Origin of the sequence: Zobellia uliginosa (genome assembly GCF_018860745.1) — a bacterium.
GTDB lineage: Bacteria > Bacteroidota > Bacteroidia > Flavobacteriales > Flavobacteriaceae > Zobellia > Zobellia uliginosa_B.
In genome coordinates, this window is sequence record NZ_JAHKPY010000003.1 from 632,062 (window position 1) to 651,333 (window position 19,272).

At 37.3% G+C, this 19,272-nt stretch carries 15 protein-coding genes; 8 read left to right on the plus strand and 7 right to left on the minus strand.

Going from position 1 to position 19,272, the window contains the following annotated elements:
• On the plus strand, positions 1 to 657 hold a 657-nt coding region (locus KO521_RS06435; RefSeq protein WP_215939078.1), incomplete at its 5' end, for a PKD domain-containing protein.
• A gap of 113 nt (positions 658 to 770) precedes the next feature.
• Here the strand turns inward: KO521_RS06435 and recG are convergent.
• Positions 771 to 2,876 (minus strand): ATP-dependent DNA helicase RecG, encoded by a 2,106-nt coding sequence (recG, locus tag KO521_RS06440; protein ID WP_215939079.1) that lies wholly within the window; start codon positions 2,874 to 2,876, stop codon positions 771 to 773.
• A gap of 77 nt (positions 2,877 to 2,953) precedes the next feature.
• Between recG and KO521_RS06445 the strand changes: the two genes are divergently transcribed.
• Positions 2,954 to 5,014: a M1 family metallopeptidase gene (locus KO521_RS06445; protein WP_215939080.1), complete on the plus strand. Its 2,061-nt coding sequence runs from the start codon at positions 2,954 to 2,956 to the stop codon at positions 5,012 to 5,014.
• Positions 5,015 to 5,016: 2 nt separating this feature from the next.
• A complete protein-coding gene (locus KO521_RS06450) occupies positions 5,017 to 5,937 on the plus strand; it encodes a patatin-like phospholipase family protein (protein ID WP_215939081.1) in 921 nt (306 codons plus the stop codon).
• A gap of 67 nt (positions 5,938 to 6,004) precedes the next feature.
• Here the strand turns inward: KO521_RS06450 and KO521_RS06455 are convergent, their stop codons facing one another.
• From KO521_RS06455 to KO521_RS06470, 4 genes are all read right to left on the minus strand, one after another.
• Positions 6,005 to 6,526, minus strand: a complete 522-nt coding sequence (locus KO521_RS06455; RefSeq protein WP_215939082.1) for a hypothetical protein — start codon at positions 6,524 to 6,526, stop codon at positions 6,005 to 6,007.
• 75 nt (positions 6,527 to 6,601) lie between these two features.
• Positions 6,602 to 7,372: a hypothetical protein gene (locus KO521_RS06460; RefSeq protein WP_215939083.1), complete on the minus strand. Its 771-nt coding sequence runs from the start codon at positions 7,370 to 7,372 to the stop codon at positions 6,602 to 6,604.
• Positions 7,373 to 7,442: 70 nt separating this feature from the next.
• On the minus strand, positions 7,443 to 9,011 hold the full coding sequence (locus KO521_RS06465) for an FMN-binding glutamate synthase family protein (RefSeq protein WP_215939084.1): 1,569 nt from the start codon (positions 9,009 to 9,011) through the stop codon (positions 7,443 to 7,445).
• Between the two features lie 53 nt (positions 9,012 to 9,064).
• Positions 9,065 to 10,339: an amidohydrolase gene (locus KO521_RS06470; protein WP_215939085.1), complete on the minus strand. Its 1,275-nt coding sequence runs from the start codon at positions 10,337 to 10,339 to the stop codon at positions 9,065 to 9,067.
• Between the two features lie 255 nt (positions 10,340 to 10,594).
• On the opposite strand from KO521_RS06470, the gene KO521_RS06475 reads away from it, so the two are divergent.
• The 4 genes from KO521_RS06475 (at position 10,595) to KO521_RS06490 (ending at position 16,748) form a co-directional block, all read left to right on the plus strand.
• Complete coding sequence (locus KO521_RS06475) at positions 10,595 to 12,451, plus strand: DNA topoisomerase IV subunit B (protein ID WP_215939086.1); 1,857 nt, start codon at positions 10,595 to 10,597, stop codon at positions 12,449 to 12,451.
• Positions 12,452 to 12,482: 31 nt separating this feature from the next.
• Positions 12,483 to 15,233 carry a DNA gyrase/topoisomerase IV subunit A gene (locus KO521_RS06480; RefSeq protein WP_215939087.1) on the plus strand — a complete coding sequence of 917 codons (2,751 nt, stop codon included), beginning with the start codon at positions 12,483 to 12,485 and terminating at the stop codon, positions 15,231 to 15,233.
• Between the two features lie 14 nt (positions 15,234 to 15,247).
• Entirely contained in the window at positions 15,248 to 15,679 is a 432-nt protein-coding gene (gene mscL / locus KO521_RS06485) for a large conductance mechanosensitive channel protein MscL (protein ID WP_215939088.1), read from the plus strand.
• 112 nt (positions 15,680 to 15,791) lie between these two features.
• Entirely contained in the window at positions 15,792 to 16,748 is a 957-nt protein-coding gene (locus tag KO521_RS06490; protein WP_215939089.1) for a sterol desaturase family protein, read from the plus strand.
• A 244-nt stretch (positions 16,749 to 16,992) separates the two neighbouring features.
• Here the strand turns inward: KO521_RS06490 and KO521_RS06495 are convergent, their stop codons facing one another.
• Both KO521_RS06495 and KO521_RS06500 read right to left on the minus strand, forming a co-directional pair.
• On the minus strand, positions 16,993 to 17,370 hold the full coding sequence (locus KO521_RS06495; protein ID WP_215939090.1) for a DNA topoisomerase IV: 378 nt from the start codon (positions 17,368 to 17,370) through the stop codon (positions 16,993 to 16,995).
• 30 nt (positions 17,371 to 17,400) lie between these two features.
• Positions 17,401 to 17,781 (minus strand): helix-turn-helix domain-containing protein, encoded by a 381-nt coding sequence (locus KO521_RS06500; RefSeq protein ID WP_215939091.1) that lies wholly within the window; start codon positions 17,779 to 17,781, stop codon positions 17,401 to 17,403.
• A 289-nt stretch (positions 17,782 to 18,070) separates the two neighbouring features.
• On the opposite strand from KO521_RS06500, the gene KO521_RS06505 reads away from it, so the two are divergent.
• Positions 18,071 to 19,180, plus strand: coding sequence for a M14 family metallopeptidase (locus tag KO521_RS06505; RefSeq protein WP_215939092.1), 1,110 nt, complete (start codon positions 18,071 to 18,073; stop codon positions 19,178 to 19,180).
• Positions 19,181 to 19,272 lie beyond the last annotated feature (92 nt).

Here is a 19,272-nt window from a genome sequence, read left to right on the forward strand (position 1 = left end):
GTAACCCTAACTGTTACGGACAACCGTGGTGCAACGGATTCCGAAACCGTAACGATAACTGTTAGTGAAACTTCTAATCAGCCGCCAAAGGCAAATGCAGGAGCCAACCAGAGTATCACTTTACCTACAAATATGGTTACTTTGGATGGTTCGGACAGCGAAGATTTAGATGGTAGTATTAAGTTTTATAAATGGACAAAAGTTGGAGGAACTGGTACTATTAACAGTCCAAACAGTATAAGTACATCTGTAACGGGCTTGACGAACGTAGGAAGCTATACATTTATACTTACTGTGACCGATAATGAAAATGCTGAGTCTAGTGATTTAGTAATTGTAACAGTTTCTGATCCAGTTGTGCCAAAGGCAACATGGAATGGCTCACAAAATGTAAGTATTGGACAACCATCGGTTAGCGGGACGGTTACAATTTCAGGTGGACCAATGACTTTTATTTTTGGAATAGGTTCATCAGGACCTGAGAGCGGAATTATAACCTTTATAATAGATGGAAAGTCGTACACAGCATCTGTCTCAGGAGGGGGGGCGAACGAACGAATAACCGAAAGTTTCCCTCCTGGGACATATAATTACAGCCTAACTTTAAGTGGTTCTGGTAATTATAGCGGAGGTGTTAATGCTCAGGGAAGTCCATAAAGATATTAATTCTTTATTAATTTTTAATTTTGGTATAACTCAAAACACATTTTTTATTTATCATCTGAATAAAGTACAATTTTAAAATCACCAAATGAAATTTTAGTTTATTCTCAACTTATATAATTCCAAATATTCTTGTATTTCACAAGCTGCGAGTAAGCATGTCTGATAACTAAATTTTCTGGTTTTTCAAGAGAAGGGTCGTCTTTTAAAATTTGCATGGCATGGTAGCGAGCTGTTTTGAGAATGTCATTATCTTTTACAATATCTGCAATTTTTAAATTGAGTACGCCGCTTTGTTGAGTTCCCATAATATCACCTGGGCCTCGTAGTTTTAAATCGACTTCTGCAATTTCAAAACCATCGTTGGTCTGTACCATGGTTTGAAGTCTAGTTTTTGCTTCTGTAGACAATTTATGACTCGTCATTAATATACAGAAACTTTGGTCGGCACCACGACCTACACGACCTCGAAGCTGGTGTAATTGCGATAGTCCAAAACGTTCCGCACTCTCGATGATCATTACCGAAGCATTGGGAACGTTAACCCCAACTTCAATAACTGTTGTAGCTACCATAATTTGAGTTTCGCCTTTTACAAACCGTTCCATTTCGTAATCTTTGTCCGCTGGTTTCATTTGTCCGTGGACAATTGAAATTTGATAATCTGGCATTGGAAAATCGCGAGCAATACTCTCATACCCATCCATTAAATCCTTATAATCCAAAGCTTCGGACTCTTGAATAAGAGGATATACGATGTAAATTTGACGGCCTTTCTTTATTTCGTCCCGTATGAATTGAAATACTTTTAAACGATTACTATCAAACCTGTGTACGGTTTTTATGGGTTTTCTTCCAGGAGGAAGCTCATCAATAGTTGAAACATCCAAATCGCCATATAGACTCATGGCCAATGTTCTCGGAATAGGCGTTGCCGTCATTACAAGAATGTGAGGTGGTATTTCATTTTTATGCCAGAGTTTAGAGCGCTGCGCTACACCAAAACGGTGTTGTTCGTCTACTATAGCCAAACCCAAATTTTTAAATTTCACTTTGTCTTCAAGAAGCGCGTGTGTACCAATAAGAATCTGGAGTTCTCCGCTTTCTAACTGTTCATGAATAGGGCGGCGAGCAGATTTCTTGACGGAACCTGTTAAAAGAGCACAAGTAATCCCTGTACCTTCTAATAATTCTGAAATACCTGTATAATGTTGATTTGCTAAAATTTCCGTGGGCGCCATTAGGCAAGCTTGAAAATCATTGTCTATTGCCAAAAGCATAGCCATAACCGCAACAATGGTCTTTCCGGAACCAACATCTCCTTGCAGCAATCTATTCATTTGGGCATTACTTCCCAAGTCCCCTCTAATTTCTTTGATTACTCTTTTTTGAGCGCCTGTGAGTTCAAAAGGTAAGTGGTTTTTGTAGAATTCATTAAATATTGTTCCTACCTGATCAAAATTAAACCCTTTTATTTTCTTCTTGTGAAGCATGTTCTTCGCAATCAGCTGCATTTGGATATAAAAGAGTTCTTCAAATTTTAATCTGTACTGTGCTTTTGCTAAGAGCTCTTGATTCTTTGGAAAATGTATGTTGAAAAGTGACTCGCTTTTGGGCAGCAGCTTTAATTCAAATAATAATTTTTCAGAAAGGGTTTCTGTGAACCGGCCTTTGGTTTCAATAAATATTTGTTGGACCAACTTGCTTATCATTCTATTAGAAATACCTTTATTGCTAAGTTTTTCAGTAGAGGGGTAAACAGGTTGCATAGCTATCTTAAGACCTTGTTCGTGGTCTTTTTGAGGCTCCATCTCCGGGTGCGGCATTGAAAACTTGCCGTTAAACCAATTGCACTTTCCAAAAATTACATAAGGCGTATTGAGCTTTATGTTCTCACGAATCCATTTTTGACCTCTAAACCACACTAATTCCATTTCCCCTGTATCATCAACAAAACTTGCTACAAGACGTTTACCTTTTTTCTGTTCTACGGTTTTGAGGTGGACAATCTTACCAACTATTTGTACATCTGCATTGCTACGCTGTAACTGTCCAATTTTATAATAGTGGGTTTTGTCTATGTATCTATTGGGGAAAAGATTCAGTAAATCTTGAAACGTATGTATCCCCAGTTCAGACTGCAAGGTCTCAGCACGATTAGGTCCAACACCTTTTAAGTATACAATAGGAGTCTGAAGTGAATTAGCGTTCATGGGACTAAATTAAGTGATAGTATAATTGCAACAAACTAAAACGTTAAATTTGGTGTACAATTTGTTCCTAAGACTTCATGAGAAACCTTTTCGCACTCTTTTTTTTCTTTTCGATATGTTCTTGCTTTGGTCAGCATCAAGATAAAGTCGACTTTATTCAAGCCGATGTGTTTATTGAGCCTATTCCATTAAATAAGGAGATAAAAGGGGGTGTGATTTATCGGTTTGACATACTTCAAAATGTTGATTCCGTTTTCCTTGATGCCAAAGATATGGCATTTACAAAAGTTGAACTGGACGGAAAAAAAGTGGATTTTGTTAAAACGGACAAAACCATTTCAATTTATAAAAAGTTTAAAAAAGACAAATCGTATAAACTCACTATTGAGTATTTAGCCAAACCAAAGCAAACCGTTTATTTTTTAGGCTGGGGAGATACTATAGAAGGGAACGAACAGATTTGGACGCAGGGTCAAGGCAAGTATACCAGTCATTGGTTGCCCAGCTTTGATGATATGAACGAGAAAGTTGAGTTTGATTTATTTATTCAGGCGGGTAGAAAATTTGATGCAATAGCAAATGGTAAATTAGCTGTGGTTCCTCCTCAAATGGATGATAAACCTGTTTGGCTTTTTAATATGGAAAAACCCATGAGCAGTTATCTTCTGGCTTTTGCTATTGGTGATTACAGTAAACAGGAAATAGCTTCTTCTAGTGGCGTGCCCATTGAAAATTATTATTATCCTCAAGATAGTACAAGGCTAGAGCCAACTTACCGTTATACACAACAAATTTTTGATTTTCTAGAAGATGAAATTGGAGTGCCTTACCCATGGCAGAATTACAAACAGATTCCTGTTCGCGACTTTCTGTACGCAGGAATGGAAAATACCGGAACTACAATTTTTTCAGATGGATATGTTATTGATTCCACTGCTTTTGTAGATAAAAATTTTGTAAATATCAATGCCCATGAGATGGCGCACCAGTGGTTTGGGAACTTGGTCACTGAAAAGGACGGAAACCACCATTGGCTGCATGAAGGATTCGCAACTTATTATGCTTATTTAGCCGAAAAGGAAATTTTTGGCGACGACCATTTTTTTTGGAAGTTGTTTGAAACGGCAAAAGAGCTTCAGGAAATATCTGAGAATGGTAAAGGGCAAGCTTTGGTAGACCCCAAAGCGAGTAGTGCTACTTTTTATGAAAAGGGAGCATGGGCCTTGGTTATGTTAAAAGATAAAGTGGGGGATGAGGCGTTTAAAAAAGGGGTTTCAGCTTATTTGAATAAACATCAGTTTAAGAATGTAACAATTGATGATTTTATAAAGGAAATTGAACTGGCATCAGCTTTAAATCTAGATGGGTTTAGAGCAAAGTGGTTGTTGTCCACTGAGTTTCCTTATACAGATGTGAAGACCTTTCTAATGGCGAAAAACAAATCTATCCGGACTTTTTTCCTATCTAACCATTCCGAAAAAGATCTTAGTGTTTGGCTATATGAAAAATGGCCCATAGAATATAAAGAGGCATTAATAGATAAATTTGAGAAAGGTATAGTCACAGGCGGATTGGAGATGATATTAATGGAAAGTCCTTATTTAGAAGTTCGTCAAAAAGGGCTTCAGCTAATTCAAAAAATTCCAATCAACAAAAAGGAAGCAGTGGAGAAATTATTGACGGATAAAAGTTATGTGACCCAAGAACTGGCTTTGTATAAACTATGGTCAAATTTTCCTGAAAGTCAAAAAGTGTATTTAGATGCTACTAAAAGTGTTATTGGCTTGCCAAACAAAAATGTACGGCTATTGTGGTTGTTGTTAGCGGTTGCCACTAATGATTATGAAGCTCAAAACACCACAAAGTATTTTGCGGAATTGAGCGGTTATACTTCTCCGGAATATGGATGGGAAGTTCGTATGTCCGCATTTCAATACTTGCGCGAAATAGGTTTTACAGATGAGGGACTCCTTAATCTTATCTATGCCACAAATCACCATTCATGGCAGTTTAAGAGATTTGCCAGAAGTTTAATAGATGAACTTTTGGAAGATGAAGATTATAAAATTCGTATCCAAAAACTGGTTGGGAAACTAAACGAAGACGAATCACGTTATATGAATACAAAACTTAAGTAATAATGAGGGCATTGGTTATATCGGGTGGAGGTAGTAAAGGTGCTTTTGCAGGCGGCGTTGCGCAATACCTAATGGAAGAACTTCATCATGAATACGATTTTTTTCTTGGCACCTCTACAGGTAGTTTGCTTATTTCTCACTTAGCTCTAGCTAAAATTGAAAAAATAAAAGAGGTTTATACAAATGTGAATCAGCATAGTATTTTTAGTAATTGCCCGTTTACGATTCAAAAAAAACATGGTGTGCATACCATTGGGATAGATCACTGGAATGTTCTGAAGAACTTTTACAAAGGAAGAAAGACCTTTGGAGAAAGTAGAAACCTTCTAAAACTGATAAAAAACACCTTAACAGTAGAGGAGTTCGAAAATTTGAAGAACGGCCCCAAAGAGATTATAGCAACGGTTAGCAATCTTTCTTTAAATCAGGTAGAGTACAAAAGTATTAATGATTGCACTTATGATGAGTTTTGTGAGTGGATTTGGATTTCATGCAACTACACACCTTTTATGAGTTTAGTCCGCAAGAATGGCTGTGAATATGCAGATGGAGGATTGGGAAACATGGTGCCTATAGAAGAAGCTCTTAAAAGAGGAGCTACTGAAGTTGACGTTATTGTTTTACAAACCGAAGTAAGTCACTTAAATCGTTTGCCGTCCCGAAACGCCTTCTCATTACTGACCACAATGTTTGAATATATGCTAGACCGTATTGAGCATCAAAATATTCGTATAGGTAAATACGTGGCAAAGCATAATGATGCTATTATAAACTTCTATTATACGCCAACGGTATTGACTACAAATTCATTGATTTTTGACAAGGAGAAAATGACGGTGTGGTGGAAGAGTGGTTACAACTTCGCAAAATTTAAAAATATAGAACTAAATCAAATAGAGCCAGAAAAGGGAGAGGTGTTGTAAAACTAAAACCGCCCTAAATAATAAATATTAGAGCGGCTTGTTTTAAACTGGTTAAGTTTATTATATTTTATTTCCAGAGAAAACCTATTTCCTTTTTTATATAAGATAAAGCTGTTGAGGAAGGTGATTGTTTTTCCATGGTTTCGGTTAGAATATCCTCACGTAATTTATCTGCAGATTCCGTTTCGCTCATTGCTGCTTTTCTAATCATTTGAACAGTTGCGCTTTTGGCTGCTTTAATAACGTTCCAACATTCATCTGTCATATAAATCTGTTGAGACAGGTTATGCTCAAATTCCGTCTCTATACTTTTTATCAAAAGGCTTTCGTATGCATTCTTGTCCGTAGATTTTGGAGCTACTCTTACCACTAGACTAGGTATAGCGATGCGCTCAAGAAAAAGTGCCATACGCTCGTATGCTTGTAAACGAACAGGTATAGTATTCTTCTGCGAGTCTTTGTGTAATAGAAAGCGTCTGCGGCCATCTTCGTTTTTAGTATGCAACTTAAAAAAGTAAAAGGCAACGACCCCTGTAACTACTGCAGGCAATAAAAAGCCGAACATTTGTAAAATTCCTTCTCCAGACATTTTTTTGGTATTTGGTTTATTTGGATAATAGAACGGGGGATTTTATCAAAAAGTATACAAAAAACGGGATAACTTTTAGTTCTTCATCTGCTCTCTTACCATGAGATAAAATTTATTGAAATCAGGGTGAATATTGACTTGTACACCTTCTTTTAAATTTCCATCTCTACCCAAGGCCATAATACGCTCAGGAGCAATTTTAAATTTCTTCTGAAGGAGTGAAGCTATTGCCATGGCTTGTTTTGCCGGTGTTTCTATGTCTCCTGTCATGCTCAAACCTTCTATGGTAACACTTGTACTTGGATTTGCCATTAAAATATTAGCAATTTTTTCTGTCCAGGCTTCCGCTTCCGGAGTAAGTGCAGTACCCGTATCGCTTCCGTATAAACTTGATAAATCCGATGAAACAACAACAGCCCCTTCAGAAACACTTATTTTGGCATTTTCGCCCATGGTTTGCTTAACATTGGTCAAAACAAGAATAGTTATGGAATCATTGGTGGCAATTGATGCTTTTATAGCTTTTAGCTGGTCTTCTTTAGCCTCAAGATTAGCCATTGCAGTAGTTACCATATTAGAGTTCTTGTTAGAAACTTCTGCAAAACTGTTCAGGTTCTTCATTAAAGTGTTATTTGCCGTTTGAAGCTCAGTAACCTGGGTTTCGAAAGATTCTGCTTTGGTTACTGCTACTTTTTCGTTCTTTCTTGCGTCAAATATTTCTCCATTTACAGAGTCCAACTGCATTTTTAATTGAGCTATTTCTTCTAGAAGGTCACTTTTTCGTTGTGCTTGTAACGATAAGCTAGCGAAAAGAATAAGAGCAAGGGTAAGTAGGGCGTGTTTCATAAATTGCTTAGATTTAATTCGTGTTATATGATTTGGAAAAAATAAAACGTCTAACAAATGTATATTATTCTTAGCTGTTTTCACAATGCTTTCCTCCCAAGTGGATACAATCATGCAGTTTTTGCATATTGACAAAAGGAACCTTAGCCTTGTTATAACCGTAAGAAGAAGCCAAGCTTCGGTTCAAGTCGTTATCATCTACGTTAAGCTGAATATCATCCATTGTATATTGGCAAGGGTGTTCATAACCAGAAGCATGTGTAATTTCTAAGAGTTCCTTTCTAAAGGTCATAAAATATTGCGCCAGACGGTCAGATTTTAGAGGTACATCAATACCTTTTTGCAACCATTTGTTTTGTGTAGCCACTCCTGCTGGACAGCGGTTGGTATGGCAAACTTGGGCTTGGATACAACCTATACTCATCATAGCTTCACGGGCTACATTAATACAATCTACGCCCATTGCAAATGCCATTGCCGCTTTGGCCGGAAATCCTAATTTACCACTGCCAATAAATACAACACGGTCAGTTAACTTTCGGGTCAAGAAAACTTTATAAAGACTGGAAAAACCATATACCCAAGGTAAGGAAACGTGGTCAGCAAAAGATGGAGGAGCAGCACCAGTGCCGCCTTCACCACCGTCTATGGTAATAAAATCGGGCCCCTTTCCTGTTTTTACCATCAAATCTGCCAGTTCTTCCCATTGGTTCAATTTACCTATAGCTCCTTTAATACCGACGGGTAACCCAGTTTCTTCTGCAATTTTCTCAATAAGCTCCAATAGCTCTTGTACATTATTAAAAGCTTTGTGTGTGGCGGGAGAAAGCACATCTTTACCTACTTCAACGCCTCTTATCTCGGCTAATTCCGGGGTTATTTTTGCGCCTGGCAGTACGCCTCCCTTCCCGGGTTTAGCGCCTTGTGATAATTTAATTTCTATAGCTTTTACGCTTGGGTTTTCCGCAACGAGCTTTTTCATTTTTTCCATGGAAAAGTTTCCGTCCGGTGTACGAACTCCAAAATAACCCGTTCCAAAATGAAAAATAACATCGCCACCTTGCTTGTGGTATGATGAGAGCCCGCCTTCTCCGGTATTGTGATATGCATCTGCTTTAGCAACACCTCTGTTCATAGCTTCTATGGCAGCGGCCGATAATGAGCCAAAACTCATGGCAGATACATTAATTATGGAGCTGGGTCTAAAAGGCTTCCTTCTTTGATTGTAAGCTCCCATAACCTTAGCACAGGGAATAAATGTTTTGTCCGTTATATTTATATGATTTTCAGGCACCTTATATGCCATCATTTGATTTTTTACAAAAATATGTTGATGGGCATAAATATCTCTGTCCGTTCCAAAACCCTCATAGTTGTTTTCTTTCTTTGCAGAAGCATATATCCATCCTCTTTCTATTCGGTTAAATGGAAGTTCTTCTCGATTGTTGGCCACAAAATATTGACGCATTTCTGGCCCTATACTTTCTAACCAATACCGTAAATGGCCTACTACGGGAAAGTTGTGAGAGATGGTATGAGAGCGTTGAAAAAAGATATCTCGGAAGGCAACAATCAGAAGAAAGACTACACCCCATACCCACCACGAAATACTCTCAAAAAAGGAAATAAATTGCTCCATAAATGTGTGAAATACTATTTAAACTGATTATTTAAGTTATATTTTTTAAAATATTATTTATCAAGGTAATCAATACTCATTTCGGTCAACGCCTTTACCCCTAATAGCAAACCGCTGTCATCTATTATGAAATCCGGTGTATGATGTGGAAAAGATTCTGTATTCCCAGGGGTCATTCCTCCTAAAAAAAAGAAAAAACCCGGTACTTCCCTTTGATAATAAGAGAAGTCTTCAGCACCTGTAACGGCTTTTTGTGTTTGTACATTGTCCGCTCCCGCAACTTTGTTGAGAGTGGGTATCATTTTTGTAACTAAATCAGGGTCGTTGTAAGTGATGTCTGTAGCATCTTTTATTTCAATAGTTGCTTCGCCACCGTATGCTTTTGCCAAGGCGGGAACCATTTCTTTCATTCTTTTGTTGATGAGGGTTTTCATGTCATAGTCCAGTGTACGTATGGTGCCGATCATTTCTGCGCTTTCGGGTATAATATTAAATCGTACACCGCTTGTTATTTTACCTACGGTTATTACCGCTGCTTCATTGGTTAGTTCTGCTTCGCGGCTGATTATGGTTTGCAATCCATCAATAATTTTGGCGCTAATTAGAATGGGGTCAATACCCGACCAAGGTCTTGCTCCGTGACTCTGCTTACCTTTTACGTTAATCACAAATTTTTGTGCAGCGGCCATAGTGCCACCAGACTTGTAGCGTATAACGCCTACAGGTGTTTGCGAATTAATATGGAGCCCAAAAATAGCGTCCACATCCGGATTTTTAAGAACACCTTCTTTTACCATTAATAAGGCTCCTCCCTCTTCACCCTCTGGCGGGCCTTCTTCGGCAGGTTGAAATATAAATTTAACCGTTCCCTTAATTTGATCGGTGTGTTTTGATAGTATCTCCGCTACACCCATTAAAATGGCCATATGTGTATCGTGCCCACAAGCATGCATAACGGGCACTTTTTCCCCTTTATAATCTGTTGTGACTGTAGATTTGTATGGAAGATCGTTGCGCTCAAAAACAGGAAGGGCATCAATATCAGCACGCAATGCTATGACTTTACCGGGTTTCTTCCCTTTTAAAACACCTACTACTCCAGTATGGGCAACGCCGGTCTGCACTTCCATTCCTAGTGAACTTAGGTGCTTTGCTATTTTTTCCGCGGTTTTAAACTCGCGATTGGACAATTCCGGACTTTGGTGAATCTCCCTCCGCCATTCAATTACTTTGGGCTCTATGGTTTTGTAATCTTTCTCAAAATTTTGGGCGAGGGTAGAAGCAAGACTTCCTAAAAATAGAATTAATACTAACAGGAGTTTTTTCATTCTTTAATTTTTTAAGGTAAACATTCAATGTTTGACGGCTTTGTGTAGGTGTATTCCGTTTGTTACAGATTGAATTGCATTAGATTTTCAAATTTTTATCTAAAATAGCTCGTAATGACCGCTAAATTTGCCATATTAAGCGAATATATCAACAAAATGCATAAATTCATTGTTAATTACTTTAACAGTTTGGGGTTTCATCTTTTTAATTGTCGTATTATCTTTATCGGTAGTTTAGTTCCAAACCCCTGATTTATGTCCGAAAATTCCAATTACACAGAAGATAACATCCGTTCACTCGACTGGAAAGAACACATTCGATTGCGACCTGGTATGTACATCGGTAAATTGGGTGATGGTTCTTCGGCGGATGACGGGATTTATATTCTTCTAAAAGAAACTATTGACAACTGTATAGATGAATTTGTGATGGGGGCGGGTAAGACCGTTGAGATTTCAATTCAGGGCGATAGGGTAATCGTTCGTGATTATGGTCGTGGTATTCCTTTAGGAAAGGTGGTAGATGTTGTTTCTAAAATGAACACTGGCGGTAAGTATGATTCCCGTGCGTTCAAAAAGTCTGTTGGTCTAAACGGGGTGGGTACAAAAGCGGTAAATGCACTTTCCAGTTATTTCAGGGTTGAAAGTACAAGGGACGGAAAATCAAAGTCCGCTGAGTTTCAAATCGGAGAGCTACAGAATGAGGAACTTCTTGAAGAGACTACAAGACGGCGTGGTACAAAGGTTAGTTTTACGCCAGATGAATCTATCTTCAAAAAATTTAAGTACAGAGCTGAGTATGTGGAACGCATGGTCAAGAACTATGTATATCTAAATCCAGGATTGACCATTGTTTTTAATGGGGAGAAATTTCACTCAGAAAACGGATTAAAAGATTTACTTGAGGATAATAACAATACAGATGATTTTCTTTACCCTGTAATTCATTTAAAGGGCGATGATATTGAAATAGCGCTTACGCATAGCAAAACACAGTACAGCGAGGAATATCATTCTTTTGTAAACGGGCAAAACACTACACAAGGAGGAACGCACCAGACAGCGTTCCGTGAGGCTTTGGTAAAAACCATTCGTGAGTTTTATGGTAAAAATTACGAGTCTTCTGATATTAGGAAATCCGTGATATCCGCCATATCCATAAAAGTGATGGAGCCGGTTTTTGAAAGTCAGACCAAAACCAAATTAGGTTCTACTGATATGGGTGGTGAACTGCCTACGGTAAGAACATATATAAATGACTTTGTTGGAAAGTACCTTGATAATTATCTGCACAAGAATCCGGATACCAGGGAAGCTTTACAGCGAAAAATTTTACAAGCAGAAAGGGAGCGTAAGGAATTGTCCGGTATTCGCAAACTGGCGAAAGACAGGGCAAAAAAAGCAAACCTTCACAATAAGAAATTACGTGATTGCCGTATTCATTTAGGTGATACCAAAAAAGACAGGAATTTAGAAAGTACACTTTTTATTACAGAGGGTGATTCTGCTTCCGGATCAATTACGAAATCTCGTGATGTTAATACACAGGCGGTTTTTAGCCTAAAAGGAAAGCCTTTAAATTCCTATGGATTATCTAAAAAAATAGTCTACGAGAATGAAGAGTTCAATTTGTTGCAGGCAGCATTGAACATTGAAGAGTCTATGGAGGACTTGCGATATAATAATATTGTTATCGCAACTGATGCGGATGTTGATGGTATGCACATTCGCTTACTGTTGATTACCTTCTTTTTGCAATTCTTTCCTGAATTGATAAAAGAGAATCATTTGTATATTTTGCAAACTCCGTTATTCCGTGTTCGGAACAAGAAGGAGACTATTTATTGCTACAGCGAAGAAGAGCGGAAAAATGCAATGGAGAAACTTTCGGGCAAACCGGAAATTACCCGTTTCAAAGGTCTGGGAGAAATTTCACCAGACGAGTTTCAGCATTTTATTGGAGCTGATATCCGGTTGGAGCCGGTAATGTTAGATAAGGCGATGTCTATTGAACAACTATTAAGTTTCTATATGGGAAAAAATACCCCGGATCGTCAAAAATTTATCATTGAAAATCTTAAAGTAGAGATTGACTTGGTAGAGGAAAAATAATTATAAACCAAAGAAATACGAGTTTTTCTGAATGGAGGAAAATGACGAACTGAACGAAGCTGAAAACCAGAATTCACCTGAAAATCATTCTGGAGAATCTGCTGATCAGAACCAGGAGCAGCCTGAAAATATTGAAGTAACGGAAGGTGAAGAACAATCACCAGACGATGCTCTTACCCGTGTAACGGGCATGTACAAGGATTGGTTTTTAGATTATGCATCTTACGTAATTTTAGAACGTGCCGTACCTGCAATCGAAGATGGATTCAAGCCGGTGCAGCGCCGTATCATGCATTCACTTAAGGATCTTGACGATGGGCGTTACAACAAAGTAGCAAACGTAGTGGGGCACACTATGCAGTACCACCCGCATGGTGATGCGAGTATTGCGGATGCTATGGTGCAGATTGGTCAAAAAGACTTATTGATCGATACACAGGGAAACTGGGGTAATATCTTGACCGGTGATCGTGCTGCGGCTTCAAGGTATATTGAAGCTCGACTTTCAAAATTTGCGTTGGACGTGGTTTTTAGTCCGAAGATTACCGAGTGGCAGCAGTCATATGATGGTCGTAAAAAAGAACCTGTAAACCTTCCCGTTAAGTTTCCGTTGCTTTTAACGCAAGGGGCAGAAGGTATTGCGGTTGGTCTTTCTACCAAGATAATGCCGCACAACTTTGTTGAGGTTATAGATGCTTCCATCAAGCATTTAAAAGGTCAGCGTTTTAAGTTGTTTCCTGATTTTCCTACCGCAGGAATTATTGACGTATCCAATTATAATGAAGGGTTAAGAGGAGGAAAAATAAGAGTCCGGGCTAAAATAGCACAGCACTCGAAGAACACATTGATTATAAGTGAAATACCTTTCGGCACTAACACCTCTTCTTTAATAGATTCTATATTAAAAGCAAACGATAAGGGCAAGATAAAAATAAAAAAAATAGAGGATAATACTGCTGCAGAAGTGGAAATCTTAGTTCATCTGCCTACAGGTATTTCACCTGACAGGACTATTGATGCTCTTTACGCCTTTACAGCTTGTGAATCTTCAATTTCGCCATTGGGTTGTATTATAGAGGACAACAAGCCTCTGTTTATTGGAGTCATTGAAATGCTGCGCCGTTCAACCGATGCTACAGTGGAATTACTTCGCCAAGAATTGGAAATTCAACTTTCGGAATTAGAGGAGCAATGGCATTTTGCTTCGCTGGAAAGAATATTCATTGAAAACCGCATTTATCGGGATATAGAGGATGAGGAAACCTGGGAAGGGGTAATAACCGCAATCGATAAAGGTTTGGCTCCGTTTACAAAACATCTTAGACGTACGGTTACAGAAGAAGATATTGTACGTCTTACTGAAATTCGTATTAAACGTATCTCAAAATTCGATTTGGATAAAGCGCAGCAATACCTTGATAATTTAGAAGAAAAGATTGCAGAGGTCAAGCATCATTTAGCGCATCTTGTGGATTATGCCATTGCGTATTTCCAAAGATTAAAAGACACTTACGGTGAAGGTCGTGAGCGCAAATCTGAGATACGTCTTTTTGATGATATTGAGGCTACCAAGGTGGTTATTAGAAATACTAAATTATATGTAAACCGAGAAGAGGGTTTTGTAGGTACGTCCTTAAAAAGGGATGAATATGTTACCGATTGTAGTGATATAGACGATATAATTGCCTTTACACAAGATGGTAAAATGATGGTCTTTAAAGTAGATTCAAAAACATTTGTTGGCAAGGGTATTATATATGTGGCTGTTTTCAAGAAAAAAGATAAGCGCACTGTTTATAATATGATTTATAGGGATGGCAAAGGAGGGGCAACCTATATTAAACGGTTTAATGTTACCAGCATCACTAGAGACAAACATTATGAAATGGGGAGTGGCAAGGCTGGTACTTTTGTGCATTATTTTTCCGGAAACCCTAATGGAGAGGCAGAAGTAGTTACCGTTAATCTGCGTCATGTAGGTAGTATCAAAAAATTGAAATGGGATATTGATTTTGCCAATATCATGATTAAAGGGCGTTCTTCAAAAGGAAATATTGTCACCAAGTATTCTGTAAAGCGTATTGAGTTAAAGGAAAAGGGGCTTTCTACCTTAAAACCAAGAAAATTATGGTTTGATGATACGGTCCAGCGTTTAAATATCGATAACAGAGGTGATTTCTTAGGAGAATTCACAAGTGAGGATCGTTTGCTGATCGTAAATCAAAACGGACTTGTTAAAACCGTTATTCCTGAATTAACTTTGCATTTTGACGAGGACGTGGTTGTTCTTGAAAAATGGATTCCTAAAAAACCGCTTTCCGTGGTGTATTGGGAAGGCGAAAAAGAACTATTTTATGTAAAACGTTTTGTAATAGACCAACCGGATAAGGAGGAAAATGTATTAACGGACCATCCTAAATCTCATTTGGAGATTGCTAGCACGGACTATAGGCCAGTGATAGAATTGGTCTTTGCAAAGAAGCGTGGTCAAGACCGTAAAGAGAACTTAGAGATTAGCCTTGAGGATTTTATTTCCTTGAAAGGAATAGGGGCAATGGGCAACCAGTTAACAAAAGATAAGGTTTTGGAAATAAACAGATTAGAGCCATTACCTTATGTAGAGCCTGAACCTATTGAAACTAAAGAAATAGAAGTGATAGGAGAGGAGAATGTAAATAAATCGGGGAGTACTGATAGCGCTAAAGCAGGAAAAACAGAAACAGGCGACAAACCTAGTAAAGGAGATGATGATGAAGATGTTCAAACCTCTTTGTTTGAATAAACAGTAAATCTATTATGAAAAATTTTATACAGGAATTCAAGAATTTTGCCATAAAAGGTAATATGATTGATATGGCGATCGGTATAATTATCGGTACAGCATTTAATAATGTAATCAACACGCTGGTTAAAAAAGTTATTATGCCGCCATTATCGCTACTTACCGATGATGTAAACCTGAGCAGTAAAAAATATATACTCCGTGAGGCCATTAGTGATGTTCAGGAAGTAGCAATTGGATATGGCGAAATGTTAGAGGTTCTAATTGATTTTTTGATTATAGCATTAACGATTTTTGTTGTCATAAAAGGGTTTCATAGCTTTAAGTCAAAGGCGGAAGACCCTGATAATAAAGAGGTTGAAACGCCAAAAAATATTGAATTGTTGGCAAGTTTGGAAAAGCTAATGCAGGAACAGAATACTTTGTTACGAAATAAAAAAATGTAATCACTTCAGAAATTGGCATCTATGTAGGCTATGTTAGAATAGTCTTAATTAATGGGGTTTACACAAATTAGGCCTTATTAATGCTATCTTTGCAAAAAAAAATTGTTTAAATATGGATTTGACGAACCCTCTAGTTTATGGCGTACCCTGCTTTATAGCATTTATATTGCTGGAAATCTCCTATAGTCACACGCATGGAGATAAAGACCTCTACGTTTGGAAAGATTTTATGGCAAGTGGAGCAATGGGTATCGGTTCGGCAATATTAGGTCCGCTTATTAAAATTACGGTTCTAATTACCGTTTTCACATATACTTATGAATTTTTCAATCCAATTGTTGATGGGGTACGTACCAACATTATGGGGTACGAATCTTTTGGCTATGCTTGGTATGTCTTTGTTTTGTGTCAATTAGCAGATGACTTCACATACTATTGGTTTCATAGGGCCAACCATGAAGTAAGATTACTATGGGCGGCGCACATTGTTCATCATTCTTCTGATCATTTTAATTTGGGTACGGCTATACGTAATGGTTGGTTTACACTTCTGTACAAGCCCTTTTTCTATATGTGGATGCCTGCTATAGGTTTCCCTGTTGAAGTTGTGATTTTTGCTTTGGCTATTGAGTCTTTCTGGCAGTTTCAGTTGCATTCTCAGTACGTACCAAAAATGGGATGGGTAGAAAAGATTTTTAATACACATACTATGCACCAGGTACATCACGCGCAAAATGTGGAGTATTTAGATAAGAATCACGGAGGTTTCTTGAATATTTTTGACAAGATTTTTGGTACTTGGAAAGAATTGGATGAAGATATTGAGGTGAAATTTGGGGTGATTCACGCGCCAAAATCCTATAACCCTATTGTAATATTAACACATGAGTTCAAAGATATTTGGGCGGACGTTAAAAAGGCTAAAAAATTCTCTCATAAGTTGATGTATATTTTCGGACCTCCAGGTTGGAGCCCAGATGGCAGTACGCTTACGGTTAAGCAACAGCAGCGATTATCTAGAGAGCATAGTGAGAAAAGCCCAGAGGTTGCTTATAGTAGACCTAACTAAATGAAAATTTAAACATCCGCATAAAATAGCCCGACTTCTTGAAGTTGGGCTATTTGTTTTTTGGAACGAAGAGAGGCTTTTAAGTCTCTTTGCTATGTTTGTAACGGAATTACATCCCTTTCCGTTTATGATGTCTTAAAAAAGCTGAGAAAGCTGTTTTCTAAAATGTAATAAACCTTTAGAAAGAGATTGGATGTGGTTCAAATTCAAATGCGATCTTACAGTTCAATTGTTGGATGCGTTGTTATTTGATTTTAATAGCGGTACCCCTGTCATGCTTGTTCTGGCCTACAATATTAAATTCAAAGGTATATGAATCCTTTGTGGTGGTCAGTATTTTCATGTGAATTGACTGTTCTTCGGATTTGTTCTTCGGGTTCAGTTTCTTTGTGATGTACTCGCAATCGTTTATCCATCGCACAGAAGAAGAATCGGACTTGCCGTTAAAATAATCAACCTCCAAGTTACCATCACGAATGAACGTGGTCGTTTGCTCTTCACCATCTATAGTTGTGGTAAAACTAAATTCCCCGTTTTTAAAGTCGGCACAATTTCTTTCAGGCTCATAGCAAGAAGTCATAAGAAATAGTGCTGAGAGTATAGGAAGTATTTTCTGTATCATCTCAACAAAATTAAAGAAAATAAAAGTCTGTTATTTGTTATAAGCGTCAAAACTTCCGTCGATATAAAAAATAACAATCTTATCAATTTTCTTCTCAGGCGAGGGAATGGTTCTGGTTGGGGTTTCGTCAGATTCAATCTTCGGTTTTGGTGAAGAGGGTGTTTTGACAATCTGCTTTTCGGAATCGGAAGGGAACGAGCCTTTGCCGTTCAATAGCCAGTACAAATTTACTTCAGGAAAAACGCCTACCACTTTAAGAACAAAATCTAAACTTGGTTTATTTCGTCCGGATAGAAGATGAGAAATACTTGATCGTTGCACATTAATTCTATCGGCAAAACTAGAGGCTGAGAGCCCGTAATAACGTAGTAAATGCTCAAGACGCTCAATAAAATCAGAAGTGTTTACCATTGTAAATAATATTAGGTTAAAAGTAATGAAAACGTTTGTTATTTAATAAAAAACCTAACTAATTAATAGAATTAATCCAATTTTGATGTTTAAGTAAGTAAAAGTAAAATACTGATTTACAGTTAAATATATTAATTATATAATATAAGCGAGTGCGCATCTCTTTTTTTGGTTACAAATGTATCTTATTACAGAAAATGAATCATAAAAATAGTTTACAAATGTATATTTAGTTAATTACAATTGTAAATAATTAAGATGTTACTTTTGTAATCATAAATAATGGCAAATGAGTATTTCGGAATCTGATTACAGTTTGATAAAAGAAAAATCAGTTGGTGGGCGTTACGTGATTAACGAGCAAATCCTTCAGTTTTTAGAGAATAATAATAGGAAACTTTTAATTAGAGCGATAGGTAAATCTGTTCAAGAAAGAGAAATAAAGAGTCTAAAATTGGGGACAGGTCCTATTAAGATTTTAATGTGGTCTCAGATGCATGGGAATGAATCTACAACTACAAAAGCGGTTTTGGATTTTATTAATTATTTAAATGCAGATTTTGCTGTAGCTTCATTTATTTTGGAACGATGTACATTGATGATCATACCTATGTTAAATCCTGATGGTGCCGCGGCTTATACGCGAATAAATGCAAATGATATAGATTTAAATAGAGATGCTCAAAATAGAACGCAACCTGAAAGTGTGGTTTTAAGAAAGGCATTTGATGACTTTGAACCACATTACTGTTTTAATCTTCATGATCAGCGCACAATTTTCAATGTTGGAAATACGCCTAAACCTGCAACGGTTTCATTCCTAGCACCAGCTCATGATCCAGAGCGTACTATTTCAAAAACAAGAGGTGTTAGTATGCAATTGATTGTGGCAATGAATAAAACTTTGCAAGAAATTATTCCGGGACAAGTCGGTAGATATGATGACGGCTTTAATAGCAATTGCGTTGGGGATAGCTTTCAAATGCTTCATGTGCCTACCATTTTGTTTGAATCTGGTCATTTTCCAAAAGATTATGAAAGAGAGCGTACAAGGGAATTTATTTTTCGTGCTATGATAAGCGCGGTACAAACTATCGCTGAAAACAAAATTGATAATTATAAGAGAGATGATTATTTTCAGATACCCGAAAATGGTAAACTCTTTTTTGACATACTAATTAAAAATGCCGAGATTATTGATTCAAGTTTGAAAGAAAGTGCCTCTATAGGAGTACTTTATAAAGAAATATTAAGCAAAGGAAGGGTTGAGTTTGAACCCGTAATCGATAAAAGGGGTGTTCTTTCCGATTATTATGGACATGAAATTTATGACTGTTCAAACGAAGCAGATTTAATTAAACTTAGACAACAGTCTTTTTATCAGCTTGTTAAAGAATGAATTTTTGAGCATAATTTTTCAAAACCATTGAATCCTTACGTTTTTGTTAAAAAAACACAAGTTTTAATGCGTATTATATCATAATTTTTTAT